The following is a 13,857-nucleotide window of genomic DNA, read 5'->3' as shown; positions in this document are numbered from 1 at the left end:
GGGGAACGGCGCGCGCGTCAGCCGTCGCCCTTGATCGCCTCGTAGGCCTCGACGGCTTCCATCCATTCCAGTTCGGCGGCCTCGAGCGCGGCTTCGGCCATCATGCGCTGGCGCCCCAGGTCGGCCGCCTTGGCCGGGTCCTGGCTGAATATCTTCGGGTCGGTGAGGGCCGCGTCGATCTTGGAGAGCGACTGGCTGGCTCGAGCCAGGGCCGCTTCGGCCGCCTCGGCGCGTCGGCGGGCGGTGCCGGTCGGGACCTTCGCCTTTGGAGCGGGAGGCGGCTTGGGCGCGGCCACAGGCTCAGGTTCGCGCACCTGGGTCGGGGCCTTGCCGGCCTGCTTGGCGCGGTCGATGACGAACTTGGCGTAGTCGTCCATGTCGCCGTCGAACGGGGCGATCGTGCCATCGGTGGCCAGCCACAGGCGGTCGGCGACTAGTTCCATCAGCGAACGGTCGTGGGTGATCAGGATCACCGCGCCTTCGTAGTCGTTCAGCGCGTCGAGCAGGGCGCGGCGGCTGTCGATGTCCAGGTGGTTGGTCGGTTCGTCGAGGATCAGCAGGTGAGGCTTCTCGGCGGCGACCAGGTTGAGCAGAAGGCGTGCGCGCTCGCCCCCGGACAGGTTGGCGACCGAGGTCTCCACCTTCTCGTGGCCGAGGCCGTACTGGGCCAGGCGCGCGCGTCGGCTGGCCTCAGAGGCCTCGGGCATGGCCGCGCGGATTATGTCTAGCGGCGTGTCGTTGGGATTAAGCGCTTCGATCTGGTGCTGGTGGAACCAGCCGACTTTCAGTCGCGCCGAGCGCTTCAGTTCGCCCGATTGCGGCTCCAACGCGCCGGCGACCAGCTTGGCGAAGGTCGACTTGCCGGCGCCGTTGACGCCGAGCAAGCCGATGCGGTCGTCCAGATCCAGGCGCAGGTTCATGCCCTTGAGGATCGGCGGTCCGTCGGCATAGCCGGTCGCCACGCCCTCCAGGCGCACCAGCGGCGGCGCCAGCGGCCGCTCGGGCGAAGGCAGAATGAACGGTGCGGTGTGCTCGATGACCACCGCCGAGACCGGCGGCAGCTTGGCCAGCATCTTCAGACGCGATTGGGCCTGGGTCGCCTTGGACGCCTTGGCGCGGAACCGGTCGACGAAGGACTGCAGGTGCGCGCGCTGCGCCTCGACCTTGGCCTTTGAGGCCTCCTGCAGACGCGCCTTTTCCTCGCGCTGACGCTCGAACTGGTCGTAGCCGCCCACATAGAGGGTCAACTTGCCGTCCAGCAGGTGCAGGATGTGGTCGCAGCTGTTGTTCAGGATCTCGCGGTCGTGGCTGATGATCACCGCGGTGTGCGGATACTTCTTCAGCCGGCTCTCCAGCCAGAGCGCGCCTTCAAGGTCGAGATAGTTGGTCGGTTCGTCGAGCAGCAGGAGGTCGGGTTCAGCAAATAGCGCCGCCGCCAAGGCCACGCGCATGCGCCAGCCACCAGAGAACTCGGCCATGGGCCGGGTCAGGTCGGCGTTCGAGAAGCCGAGGCCAGAGAGGATTTCGGCCGCCCGACTTGGGGCGCGGTCGGCGCCGATCTCCGACAGCCGTCCATAGATATCGCCCATGCGCTCGGGGGTGGCCGTCTCGAGCTCGTGCAGCAGGCGCGCGCGCTCTTCGTCGGCGGCGAGCACCGTGTCGATCAACGGCACGGGCGTGGCCGGGTGCTCCTGATCCACCGATCCGATGCGGGCCTGCTTGGGATAGCCGATCTCGCCATCGCCGGCGTGCAGCTGGTCGAGGATCAGTTTGAACAGCGTGGACTTGCCGACGCCGTTGCGCCCGACCAGGCCGACCTTCGCGCCCACGGGTACGCTGACGCTCGCGTGGTCGAAGAAGCGGCGGCCCCAGGAGTCGAAAGTCAGGTCGTTGATCTGCAGCATGAGAGCGCGGGGCCTTAGCAGAGCGCGCCGCGGAAGGCGACCGTCCTGCGCTTGGCGTTGTCACATCAGGCGGTTATAAGCCCGCCACCCGCGCGGGCCGCCGCGCCTCCCCAAGAATAAGACAAGCAAAAGACATGACCGAACGCACTTTCTCGATCATCAAGCCGGACGCCACGAAGCGGAACCTGACCGGCCAGATCAACGCCGTGATCGAAGGCGCCGGCCTGCGCATCGTCGCTCAACGCCGCATTCAAATGACCGAGGCTCAGGCCAAGAAGTTCTACGAAGTCCACGCCGAGCGTCCGTTCTACGGCGAACTGGTCGAGACCATGACCTCGGCTCCGGTCGTCGTACAGGTTCTGGAAGGCGAAGGCGCCGTGGCCAAGTACCGCGAAGTCATGGGCGCGACCAATCCGGAACAAGCCGCTGACGGCACGATCCGCAAGCTGTTCGCGCTGAACGTTGGCGAAAACTCGGTCCACGGCTCGGACAGCCTCGACAACGCCAAGATCGAAATCGCCCAGTTCTTCACCGACGACCAAATCGTCGGCTGAGTTTGGGAACGGCGGAGCTCTAGCTGCGTTGATTAGGCGCGGCCACGAGCCCCACTCGGTCCTTCCAGCGGACCAGCCGCATGACAGGCCCCGTTCGGCGTTCGCCGGGCGGGGCCTTCTCGTATGAGGGTCAGCGGGGGCGAACGATCTGGCTGGGACGCAGATGCGGTGAGTGAAAGCGGTCGTATTTGTCGGCCGTCTTCAGGTGCATTGCGGCGTCCAGCAGGCGCGCACCGCGCAGGCCCCTCGGCGGAGGGTCGGCGCTTAACGCGCGCCAGAGGCTGACGGCCTCTCTATGCAAGCGTTCATTGCGGTTCATGCTGTCCATGCCGGTTCGAACAACGCAAGCGCACTGAAGTTCCGCCAGAAGTTGGTTAACGATTCGCAAATTGGTGGAAGTTGTATTTGAGTTCGCTGCAGTTTTCGGGGCGCGAACACTGAAGCTTGTTTGAGTTGGCGCTGACGTAGCGGCACGGCTTTCCCGTCCGAGGGCTTTGGGCTAGCTGGTGCGCGACCTTGTATGTTGGTGGAGGCCGGCTTGAGCGGAACGGAGAGTTTTCCTGAGATCCGAGAGGCCGTGCGCAAACTCTGCGCCCAGTTTCCTGGCGAATACTGGCGCGAGCATGATCGCGAACGTAGCTATCCCAAGGAGTTCGTGGCCGCGCTGACCGAGGCAGGATTCCTATCGGTCCTGATCCCGGAGGCCTATGGCGGCTCGGGGCTCGGTTTGGCCGCGGCGACAGCCGTCCTCGAAGAGATCCACCGGTCGGGCTGCAACGGCGGCGCCTGCCATGCCCAGATGTACACCATGGGCACGATCCTCAAGCACGGCAGCGAGGCCCAGAAGCAAACCTACCTGCCGAAGATCGCCTCGGGAGAACTGCGGTTGCAGGCCTTTGGGGTGACCGAGCCCACTGCCGGCACCGACACGACCCGGATCTCCACGTTCGCCCGTCGCGATGGCGATCATTACGTGATCACTGGCCAGAAGCTTTGGATCAGCCGGGCCGAACACTCCGACCTCATGGTGCTGCTCTGCCGGACCATGGCGCGCGAGGACGCCGCCAAGCCTTCCGACGGGATGAGCGTGCTGATCGTTGATCTTCGTGAGGCGGTTGGCGCTGGGCTGACCATCCGGCCAGTGCGCACCATGCTCAACCATGCCACCACGGAGCTGTTCTTCGACGGCCTGCGTGTGCCGGCGGCGAACCTCGTAGGCGAGGAGGGCAAGGGCTTCCGCTACATCCTCGACGGCATGAACGCCGAACGCATTCTGATCGCCTCCGAGTGCATTGGCGACGGGCGTTTCTTCGTCGATCGTGCCAGCAAGTACGCCACTGAGCGCGAAGTCTTCGGCAGGCCGATCGGCCAGAACCAGGGCGTCCAGTTCCCCATCGCCAGAGCGCACGTACAGGTGACCGCCGCTTCGCTGATGGTCGACAAGGCCGCCGCGATGTTCGACGCCGGCCTGCCGTGCGGCACGGAAGCCAACATGGCCAAGATGCTGGCGTCGGAGGCCTCTTGGTTCGCAGCCGACACCGCGATCCAGACGCACGGCGGGTTCGGCTTCGCCGAGGACTACGACATCGAGCGCAAGTTCCGCGAGACGCGGCTCTATCAAGTCGCTCCGATCTCCACGAACCTGATCCTCAGCCACGTGGGCACCCACGTGCTGGGCATGCCGAAATCGTTCTGAGGGCAGGGGATGTATGACCTTCTGAAAGGCCTGCGCGTGGTCGAGGGCTCGGCTTTCGTGGCCGGCCCGACCTGCGGTCTCTATCTGGCGCAGCTCGGCGCCGAGGTGATCCGCTTCGACAACATCGGCGGCGGCCCCGACTTTCGGCGTTGGCCGATCAGCGAGGGCGGCGAGAGCCTCTACTGGGAAGGGCTGAACAAGGCCAAGAAATCGATCGCCATCGATCTGTCGCGGCCTGAGGGTCGCGAGCTTGCCGCGCGGCTGGCGGCGGCGCCGGGCGACGAGGGGGGCGTCTTCGTCACCAACTTCCCGGTCGAAGGCTTCCTTTCCTATGAGAAGCTCAGCGCTCTGCGGCCGGATTTGATCTGCGCCCGCGTCATGGGGTGGGCCGACGGCGGCCCGGCGGTGGACTACACGGTCAACAGCGCGGTCGGCGTGCCGATGCTGAACGGCTTCCCCGAGGAGCCGCGGCCCGTGAACAACGTGCTGCCAGCCTGGGACCTGCTGACCGGCGCCTTTGCGGCGTTCGCCCTGGTCTCGGCGCTTCATGCCCGCCAACGAGACGGCAAGGGGCGCGAGATCCGTATTCCGCTGTCGGACATCGCCGGCACGACCATGGCCAATCTCGGCTACCTGGCTGAAAGCCTGGGCGGTCAGGATCGCCAGCGGATGGGCAATGACCTGTTCGGCGCCTTCGGCCGCGACTTTCTGCTCAAGGGCGGACAGCGGATCATGCTGGTGGCGATCACGCCTCGCCAGTGGAAGGGGCTGACCCAGGTCCTCGAGATCGAGGCGCCGGTCGCGGCTCTGGAGGTCGAACTGGGCGTCAGCTTCGCCGCCGATGAGGGACTTCGCTTCGATCATCGCGAGCGGCTGTTTCCGCTCTTCGAGGCCGCGTTTGCCCGCAAGACGCTCGCCGAGCTGAAGCCGTCCTTTGACAAGGAGGGCGTCTGCTGGGGACCGTATCAGCCGATGAGCGCGGCGGCGGAAGATCCGCGCCTGATCAAGGGAAACCCGATATTCGCCGATGCCGCCCATCCGAGCGGTCGGACCTATCCGACGGCCGGCTTCGCCGGGACTATTCCGCAGGACGAGCGCCATCCCGCCCGCGGCGCCGCCCGCCTCGGCCAGCACACCGACGAGGTCTTGGCGCAAGTGCTGAGGCTTTCGGACGGCGAGATCGCCAGATTGCATGACGCCGGCGTCGTGGCCGGCCCGGAGGGACGATGAGCAGCACGATCGAGGTCAGCGAGCCTTCGCCGGGGGTCAAGGTCGTCACGCTCAGCCGACCCGACGCCGCCAACGCCCTCAACACCGCCATGGGCGAGGAGCTGCTGGCGCTGTGGACGACGCTGGCCAAGGATCCCTCGGTTCGGGTGACGGTGCTCACAGGGGCGGGCCGGTTCTTCTGCGCGGGCGCGGACCTCAAGGAACGCGACGGCATGAGCGACCAGGCCTGGTCGGATCAACACGTCATGTTCGAGGCGATGATCCGCGCTCAGCTGGCCTGTCCGTTCCCGGTCATCGCGGCTGTGAACGGCGCGGCCATGGGCGGCGGCTGCGAAATGGCTTTGGCGTGCGACTTCGCCTGGGCTTCGCAGACGGCGCGGCTTGGCCTGCCGGAAGTCGGCCTGGGGATCATCCCCGGCCTGGGCGGCACCCAGTACATCGTCCGCGCCGCCGGTGAGCGCCGCGCCTCCGAGCTGCTGATGTCGGGGCTGCCGATCGATGCGGCGCAGGCGCTGGACTTTGGTCTGGTCAACCACGTGACCCCGCCCGACGAGCTCATGCCGCAGGTGCTCGAACGCGCACGGGTCATCGCCGGAAAGGCGCCGCTTTCGGTGAGGGCGCTGAAGAAGGTCGTGCGCGGCGGCGCGGCGCTGCCGCTGGGCAAGGCCATGGCGCTCGAGCTGGTCGAGTACAACCGTCTGTTCAAGACCAAGGACCGCCGCGAGGGCGTAGCGGCCTTCAATCAAAAGCGGACGGCGGTGTTCAAGGGGGAGTAGCTCCCCCTTGATCTCGGCTTAGGCGGCGGCGAGCTCGCCGCAGACGAAGGCGTCTTCGCCCGCATGCAGCAGGCCGTCGAGCACGTCCGGCAGGTCGTGCGGATCGACGATCAGGATCAGGCCGACGCCGCAGTTGAAGGTGCGGCGCATCTCGTGCTCGGCGACGCCGCCGACCTCGGCAAGCCATTGGAACACGGGCGGCATCGTCCAGGCGTTCCAGTCGAACTTCGGAACCAGGCCCTCGGCGATTGCGCGCGGCGGGTTCTCGATCAGGCCGCCGCCGGTGATGTGGGCGCAGCCCTTGATGCGGCCCTTCTTGATCTGGGGCAGCACGCTCTTGATGTAGATCCGGGTCGGCGCCATCAGCGCCTGAGCCAGGGTCTTGCCGTCCTCGAACGGCGCAGGAGCGTCCCAGGCCAGGCCCGAGCGCTCGACGATCCGCCGGACAAGCGAATAGCCGTTTGAGTGCGGCCCCGACGAGCCGATTCCGATCAGGATGTCGCCGGGCTGCTGGGCGTCGAGCTTGGGCAGCACGGCGCCACGATCGACCGCGCCGACGCAGAAGCCGGCCAGGTCGTAGTCGCCTTCCGAGTACATGTCGGGCATTTCGGCGGTCTCGCCGCCGACCAGAGCCGCCCCGGCCTGGGTACAGCCTTCGGCGATGCCCGCCACCACGCGCGCGGCCGCGTCGACGTCGAGCTTTCCAGTGGCGAAGTAGTCGAGGAACATCAGCGGCTCGGCGCCCTGGGCCAGCAGGTCGTTGACGCACATGGCCACGAGGTCGATTCCGACCGTGTCGTGCTGATCGGTGTCGATAGCGATCTTCAGCTTGGTGCCGACGCCGTCGGTCGTCGTGACCAGCAGCGGATCCTCGTAGCCGGCGGCCTTGAGATCGAACAGCGCGCCGAAGCCGCCGAGCGCCGCATCAGCGCCGGGACGACGCGTCGCCTTGGCCAGAGGCTTGATACGCTCTATCAGGGCGTTTCCGGCATCGATGTCGACGCCGGCCTGGGCGTAGGTGAGGCCATTGGGCCGGTCGGTCATGGGACGCCTTTGGTGCTAGGACGACTAGAAATTGGCCGCTGCGCGCATCGGGCGCTTGCAGACTCGGCCCTGCGCGAGCGTATAGCTACTTGATGACGCCGATTACAACTACCGCCGACCTCCAGGCGTTCTGCGACAAGATCAAAGACCAGCCTTTCGTCGCCGTGGACACCGAGTTCATGCGCGAGACGACCTATTGGCCCAAGCTGTGCCTTATCCAGGCGGCTGCGCCGAACGCCGAGGCTGTGATCGACCCGCTGGCCGACGGCATCGACCTCGAGCCATTCCTGGAGATCCTGCGCAATCCGAAGATCGAGAAGGTCTTCCATGCTGCCCGTCAGGATGTTGAAATCTTCAACAACCTCAATGCGATGCCGACGCCGCTGTTCGACACCCAGGTGGCCGGCATGGCCGCCGGGTTCGGCGAACAGATCGCCTATGACGCTCTGGTCCGCCAGATGCTGAAGATCGAGATCGACAAGTCCTCGCGCTTCACCGATTGGGCGCGCCGGCCACTGACCGACGCCCAGCTGGTCTACGCCGTGGGCGATGTGACGCACTTGGCCAAGCTCTATCCGATGCTGCGCGCCCGGCTGGAAAAGGACGGCCGCCTGGCCTGGGTCGTCGACGAGATGCAGGGGCTGACCGATCCCGCGATGTACGACGTCAGCCCGGAAAACGCCTGGAAGCGGCTGCGTCCGCGTCGGCACACGGCCAAGTATCTGGCGGTCTTCAAGGCTGTGGCCGCCTGGCGCGAGCGCACGGCCCAACAGCGCGACCAGCCGCGTGGCCGGATCCTCAAGGACGACGCCATCGACGAGATCGCCACCCAGGCGCCGACCGACGCCGACGGCCTCGACCGCCTGCGCTCGGTGCCGAAGGGCTTCTCGGGCTCGCGGTTCGGACCGGATCTGCTGGCCGCCGTGCGTGAGGCCCTGAAGGATCCGGAGGCCTACGCGCCGGTGATCGAAAAGACCAAGCACCAGCCGTCGCCGGCCGCCGGCGCCGTGGTCGAGCTCCTGAAGGTGCTGCTCAAGGCGCGTTCGGAAGACGCTGGTGTGGCGTCGAAACTAATCGCCACGGTCTCGGACCTCGAGCAGATCGCCAATGACGACAACGCCAAGACCCAGGCCCTGACCGGCTGGCGGCGCGAGGCGTTCGGCGAAGACGCCCTGCGTCTGAAGCGGGGTGAACTGGCCCTGGTCCTGGACGGCGCCCGCGTCCGGGTCGTCGAGGTGCGCCGCGCGCCCAAGACCAAGGCGACCGAAGCGGCGGAGTAGACCTCCGCCGCACGGCCTTAGCTGGCGAGCGCCGCTCGGCTCGCCAGCCGCTGGCTGAGCACGGCCGTCAGTAGCGCCGCCGCGGGCATGAGCGCGCCGACCCAGGTCACCGCGCCCAGGCCCGGGCCATGATCGATCACCGCGCCGCCGAGCCATGCGCCGACTGCGTTGCCCAGGTTGAACGCGGCGATGTTCAGACTGGACGCCAGGGTCTGGCCCGCCCCGCCGGCCGCCTCCATCAACCGCAGTTGCAGCGGCGCGACCGTCGCAAAGGCCGCCGCGCCTAGCAGTCCGGTGAACACGATCGCCGCGATCCTGCTTTCAAGCGCGAAGGTCATGGCAAGCATGACCACCGTCAGGGTGGTCAGCGTGCCGATCAGCGCCGGGTTGAGCGCGCGGTCGGCCGCCTTGCCGCCGAGGAAGTTGCCGGCCACCAGGCCGCCGCCAAACACCAGTAGGATCGGCGAGACGGCGGCGATCGAGAAGCCGGTTATCTGGGTCAGGATCGGCTGGATGTAGGTGAAGACCGCGAACACCCCGCCGAACCCCAGCACGGTCATCAGCAGGCCCAGCAGCACCTGCGGGCGGCGCAGCACCGCCAGTTCTGCGGACAGCGCGCCAGTCTCGACCGGCTGCTCGGCGCGGGGCACGAAGGCGGTCAGCACCGCCGCAGCGAAGACCCCGATCGCCGCGACCGCCCAGAAGGTCGAACGCCAGCCGAAGCTCTCGCCCAGCCAAGCGCCGAACGGCACGCCCACCAGGGTAGCGGCGGTCAGGCCGGTGAACATCAGGGCGATGGCCGAAGCCCGCTTGTCGGGAGCGACCAATCCGGCCGCGACCACCGAGCCGACCCCGAAGAACGTGCCGTGGGCGAGGGCGGTGATCACCCGCGCGATCATCAGGGTCGTATAGTTCGGCGCCAGGGCGCAGGCGAGGTTGCCGAGCGTGAAGATGATCATCAGCGCGATCAGCGTCGTCTTCCGCGGCAGACGGCGAGTGGCGATGGTCAGCAGCGGCGCGCCGGCGAACACGCCGAGCGCGTAGCCGGTGATCAGCAGGCCGGCGGCGGAGATCGAGACGCCGAGGTCGCCGGACACCTGCAGCAGCAGGCCCATGATGACGAACTCGGTGACGCCGATGCCGAAGGCGCCGGCGGTCAGAGCATAAAGGGCGATAGGCAACGGAGTTCTCCAAGCAGCGATCGGCGCTAGATGGAGCTCTTTCGATCTGTGAAGTAGATTGTCTCTGGGAACATCACTTGTGAGTTGAGATCAATGTCACGCTCGGACGTCAACCGCTCGACCGAAATGGAGGTCTTCGTCCGCGTGGTGGAGACGGGCGGGCTTTCGGCGGCCGCGCGGGCGCTTAAGTTGACCCCTTCGGCGGTGAGTAAGCTCGTCTCGAGGCTGGAAGCGCGGCTGGGCGCGCGGCTCCTGAATCGCTCGACTCGCCGCTTGCAGCTGACACCGGAAGGCGAGGCGTTCTTCGCCCGCAGCGTTCGCGTGCTGGCTGACATCGAGGAGGCCGAGCGCGAGGTGCTGGCCGGCGCTGCGCCGCGCGGCCGGGTTCGGGTCAACAGCGTCGTCGACCTCGGCGGCCAGTTCGTACTGCCCTTGGTGCCGGCCTTTCTCGACCAGCACCCGGACGTGACGCTGGACATTGTGCTGACTGACCAGGTCGTTGATCTACTGGAGGAAAGAGCCGACGTCGCCATCCGGATGGGGCCCCTGCGTTCGTCGAACCTGACGGCGCGCAAGCTCGGCCAGAGCCGGGCCGTCGTCGTTGGCTCACCGGAGTACCTCGCCCGACGGGGCGTTCCGACAGGGCTGCAGGACTTGGCCAGGCATCATCAGCTCGACTTCACCTTCACCCGCAGCGTCCGGAACTGGCCGTTCGTCGGTCCCGATGGCGAGGTGGTCTATCTGCCGGGGAGTGGCGGCGTTCAGGTCGGGGACGGGGCAAGCCTGCGCCGGCTGGCCTTGGCCGGCGCAGGCCTGGCGCGCATGAGCGTCTTCGCTGCGGCCGAGGACATCCGTGCCGGACGTCTGGTCCCGGTGCTGGAGGCGTTCAATCCGGGCGACATCTTGGAGGCGCACGCGGTGTTCGTCGGCCAGGGCGGCCGATTGCCCGCCCGGGTCCGCGCATTCATTGACTTTCTGGCGGCGAACATCCGCCTACCCACATTGCCTTGACGAAGCTGTGGATAACTTCGACAGCAAGCAGCGCTTGGCGTATCGCGGTTCGCCGACAGCTTTGCGCACCGCTTTTCCACCGAACGCGGATATATTTGCCCATGGCCGCGCTTGCGCGATGGCCGGATCGGCGCGAGGCTCGACTTGTCGAAAGGAAACGCGGCGCAGCGAACCGGGAGACCGGAGCGAAAAGCGAGCGGAAGGCTCCAAGAGACGCCGCCAAGGGGCGACCCGAAGCAGCAGATCAAAGGGTCACGACGACGAAAATGGCCGACCAGAGAAATCTCGCCCGCCAAGGACGTCGAAGACCTCAGACCTTCAGGCCTCCGGGCCTGGAATGAGAAGGCGACGCGACGGGAAACCGCTGCGCCGCCTTCTTGCTATTGGGCGTCCTGCTTGGCCGTGTCGGTCAGCGCGCCATAGACCAGCGGATACGAGATCGAGCGGACCTCTGGCGTGTCGCGGCCAGGGATCGAGCCGTTCAGGTTCTGGATCATGCCGACGAAGACCAGGTCGTTGGTCGGGTCGATCCAGAACCACGTCCCAAACGCGCCGCCCCAGTAGTAGCTGTCCTGGCCCTGCGGGGTTTCGGCCTTGCCCGGATCGAGGATGACGGCGAAGTCCATGCCGAAGCCGACGCCCTGCATGCTGGGACCGTAGAGGTCGACCAGCACACCGTCCTTCAGGACGTTCTTGCGCATCAGCTTGACGGTTTCCGGCTTCAGGATGCGCGCGCCGTCGAGTTCGCCGTCATTCAACAGCATCTGTGAGAACCGCCAGTAGTCCTCGGTCGTCGACAGTAGGCCGCCCGAGCCGGACAGCAGCGCCGGCTTCACCGACGGATCAACGGGGTTCGGCGGCACGATCAGCTTCTTGGCTGGGTCGTAGCTGTGGATCGAGGCCACCCGCGAAACGCTGGCGGCCGGGACCGCAAAGCCCGTGTCGGTCATCTTCAGGGGCGCGAAGATGCGTTGCTGGAAGAAGACGTCCAGCGGTTGGCCCGACAGCTTCTCGACGATGTAGCCCTGGATGTTCACGCTGGGCCCATAGCGCCAGTCGGCGCCGGGCTGGACCGCCAGCGGCAGCTTCGCCAGCTTGTCGATCATCGCCTGCAGCGGCTGGTTGCGGTCGGTGACGTCGGGGGCGTATCCGCCGGAGACGTCGAAGCCCGCCGTGTGGCTCATCAGTTCGCGCATGGTCATCGGGTGGGTCTGGGCGACCAGGGTTCCATCCGGCCCTTTGACCTTCAGGTCGGCGAACTCGGGGATGTACTTGGCGACAGGGTCGTCCAGCTTCCACTTGCCCTCTTCGAAGAGGATCATCATCGCCACGCCGGTCACGGGCTTGGTCATCGAGGCGATGCGGAAGATCGTGTCGCGCTTCATCGGCGCGGCAGTGCCGACATCCTGGACGCCGTAGGCGTCGAAGTGGACCACCTTCCCGTGACGCGCCACCAGGGTGGTGACGCCGGCCAGCCGCCCGTCGTCGACCAGACCGTGGAAGCTCTTGTCGAGGGCGGCCAGGCCCTCCTTGGACATCCCTGCCTCGGCCGGGTTCGCCAGCTTGACCTCGGCGAAGGCGGGGCCGGCGACGATGGCGGCCGAAGACAGCAGCCCGACGAGCAGGCCCTTGCGCGTAATGCTCATGGCGGTTCCCCCAGAGATTCTTGTTGTGCGAATTCTAGGGGGAGGTACGCCCGCGTGGCTAGTGGCGACGGCGCAGCTAGAGACCCAACGCCTCGCGCATCACGCGGTTGACGCCGGGCTGGTCCATAAGGCCTCGGATCTTCGAGGCCCCGGGACCGCGAGCATAGGCTGCGACGTCCTCGCCGGTGTGCGCGGCGCTCATCAACGGCACGGCGGCGTAGGTCAGGCGGTCAGGGTCGTCGATGTCGCTCTTGCTCGGCACGGAGCGCGGTTCGCCGGCGGCCGGGGCGCCAGGGCCGGTCGCGTACATCAGGATCGGCACCGTGCGGCCGTCGAGCGCCACCGGCGGGTCGTCGTCGTTGCCTTGCAGGACGCCGAGAATCGAGGAGTCGCGCGCCCCGCCGTTGATGGTCAGGCCGTGGCTGTGGTCGGCGGTGACGATGATCAGGGTGTCCTTCGGGTCGGTCATCGCTGCGGCCGCGGCGATCGCCTTGGCGAACTCCACGGTCTCGTTCAGGGCCTCGCCGGCCAGGCTGACGTGGTGCGCCTTGTCGATCAGGGCGCCCTCGACCATCAGGAAGTATCCCTTCCTGTTTGCGGCCAGCCGCTCGATCGCCTGGGTGGTCATCTGCGTCAGGGTCGGCGCATCCGTGTCTGTCGCTTGGCGGGCGGTGTCGCGCATCATGTTGTTCGGGGCGAAGAGGCCCAGCAACGGAGCACCGTTCTTGGGGACTTGGGCCAGTTCGGTTCCGGTCTGCACGTAGAGGCCGCCTGCCTGCCGCCACTCAGCCGTCAGGTCGCGGCCGTCCATCCGCTTGCCGTCCTCGGCCACGAAGTTCGCCTGGCCGCCGCCGAGCATGACGTCGAACCGGGCCGCATTGGGAACGTCCAGCATCTGGCGGGCGATGTCGATGCAGCCGGCTTCCACGGCCTCCGGCGGCAGGTCGGCGTCCGCCTGCCACCGCCGGGACGGGGTGTGTGCATAGAGCGAGGCCGGCGTGGCGTCGGTGATCGCGGCGGTCGTGACGACGCCCACCGCCAGCCCGGCCTGCTTGGCCTGCTCGGCCAGGGTGGGGGCCGATTGCCCCTTGGCTGACGCGCAGTCGGCGAACTTGATCTGGTCGGTGACGCCGAGCGCTCCGTTCAGCGTGCGCCGTCCAGTCAGTAGCGCCGAGGCCCCGGCGGCGGAATCCGTGACTAGGCTGTCGGCCGAATAGGTGCGAACCAGCGCCAGGTCGGGAAACGTCTCGAAGGACAGCACGTTGGAGGCGCCGTCGACGCCGCGCTTTTGGCCGTCATAGATCCGCGCCGCGGTCAGGGTCGAGACGCCCATCCCATCGCCGATGAACAGGATCACGTTCCTGGCCCGCTCGGCGGCCGAGGCCGGTCCTGCCGCCAAGGCCAGGGCGCAGAGCCCCGCCGCCAACTTGCCGCCGATGTTCGCCAAGGTTCACGCCCTCCATACTGTTGGGCGTCCTCTTGGTGGTGATTGGCTACAGCGGCGTGACGCGCCGATGACAGCTTGGTTGCAGTCC

The 13,857-nt window shown here is 67.2% G+C and carries 11 protein-coding genes; 6 read left to right on the top strand and 5 right to left on the bottom strand.

Annotated elements, in window-relative coordinates; all coding sequences use genetic code 11:
* Positions 1 to 17: 17 nt before the first annotated feature.
* Positions 18 to 1,904, bottom strand: a complete 1,887-nt coding sequence (locus C0481_RS08205) for an ABC-F family ATP-binding cassette domain-containing protein (protein WP_293402513.1) — start codon at positions 1,902 to 1,904, stop codon at positions 18 to 20.
* A gap of 134 nt (positions 1,905 to 2,038) precedes the next feature.
* On the opposite strand from C0481_RS08205, the gene ndk reads away from it, so the two are divergent.
* The 4 genes from ndk to C0481_RS08185 all read left to right on the top strand — a co-directional run bounded on the left by ndk (position 2,039) and on the right by C0481_RS08185 (position 6,160).
* Positions 2,039 to 2,458 carry a nucleoside-diphosphate kinase gene (gene ndk, locus C0481_RS08200; RefSeq protein WP_267230125.1) on the top strand — a complete coding sequence of 140 codons (420 nt, stop codon included), beginning with the start codon at positions 2,039 to 2,041 and terminating at the stop codon, positions 2,456 to 2,458.
* Between the two features lie 538 nt (positions 2,459 to 2,996).
* A complete protein-coding gene (locus C0481_RS08195) occupies positions 2,997 to 4,154 on the top strand; it encodes an acyl-CoA dehydrogenase family protein (RefSeq protein ID WP_293402509.1) in 1,158 nt (385 codons plus the stop codon).
* Positions 4,155 to 4,163: 9 nt separating this feature from the next.
* A complete protein-coding gene (locus C0481_RS08190; RefSeq protein WP_293402507.1) occupies positions 4,164 to 5,384 on the top strand; it encodes a CoA transferase in 1,221 nt (406 codons plus the stop codon).
* Complete coding sequence (locus C0481_RS08185; RefSeq protein WP_293402505.1) at positions 5,381 to 6,160, top strand: enoyl-CoA hydratase-related protein; 780 nt, start codon at positions 5,381 to 5,383, stop codon at positions 6,158 to 6,160. Before C0481_RS08190 ends, C0481_RS08185 begins: the two co-directional genes overlap by 4 nt.
* Before the next feature lie 18 nt (positions 6,161 to 6,178).
* On the opposite strand, the gene purM is transcribed toward C0481_RS08185, so the two are convergent.
* Positions 6,179 to 7,204, bottom strand: coding sequence for a phosphoribosylformylglycinamidine cyclo-ligase (purM, locus tag C0481_RS08180; protein ID WP_293402503.1), 1,026 nt, complete (start codon positions 7,202 to 7,204; stop codon positions 6,179 to 6,181).
* Between the two features lie 92 nt (positions 7,205 to 7,296).
* Here purM and rnd point away from each other — a divergent pair, with 92 nt between their 5' ends.
* Positions 7,297 to 8,484 carry a ribonuclease D gene (gene rnd / locus C0481_RS08175; RefSeq protein WP_293402500.1) on the top strand — a complete coding sequence of 396 codons (1,188 nt, stop codon included), beginning with the start codon at positions 7,297 to 7,299 and terminating at the stop codon, positions 8,482 to 8,484.
* Positions 8,485 to 8,501: 17 nt separating this feature from the next.
* On the opposite strand, the gene C0481_RS08170 is transcribed toward rnd, so the two are convergent.
* Positions 8,502 to 9,665, bottom strand: coding sequence for an MFS transporter (locus C0481_RS08170; protein WP_293402498.1), 1,164 nt, complete (start codon positions 9,663 to 9,665; stop codon positions 8,502 to 8,504).
* A gap of 126 nt (positions 9,666 to 9,791) precedes the next feature.
* Between C0481_RS08170 and C0481_RS08165 the strand changes: the two genes are divergently transcribed.
* On the top strand, positions 9,792 to 10,676 hold the full coding sequence (locus C0481_RS08165) for a LysR family transcriptional regulator (protein WP_293402496.1): 885 nt from the start codon (positions 9,792 to 9,794) through the stop codon (positions 10,674 to 10,676).
* A 380-nt stretch (positions 10,677 to 11,056) separates the two neighbouring features.
* Here C0481_RS08165 and C0481_RS08160 read toward each other — a convergent pair whose 3' ends face one another.
* Both C0481_RS08160 and C0481_RS08155 read right to left on the bottom strand, forming a co-directional pair.
* Complete coding sequence (locus C0481_RS08160) at positions 11,057 to 12,322, bottom strand: serine hydrolase domain-containing protein (protein WP_293402494.1); 1,266 nt, start codon at positions 12,320 to 12,322, stop codon at positions 11,057 to 11,059.
* A 76-nt stretch (positions 12,323 to 12,398) separates the two neighbouring features.
* Positions 12,399 to 13,769, bottom strand: coding sequence for an alkaline phosphatase (locus C0481_RS08155; RefSeq protein ID WP_293402492.1), 1,371 nt, complete (start codon positions 13,767 to 13,769; stop codon positions 12,399 to 12,401).
* Positions 13,770 to 13,857 lie beyond the last annotated feature (88 nt).

The sequence above is a fragment of the Phenylobacterium sp. genome, assembly GCF_013822795.1.
Taxonomy (GTDB): Bacteria; Pseudomonadota; Alphaproteobacteria; order Caulobacterales; family Caulobacteraceae; genus Phenylobacterium.
This window is presented reverse-complemented; position numbering and strand designations above follow the sequence as displayed.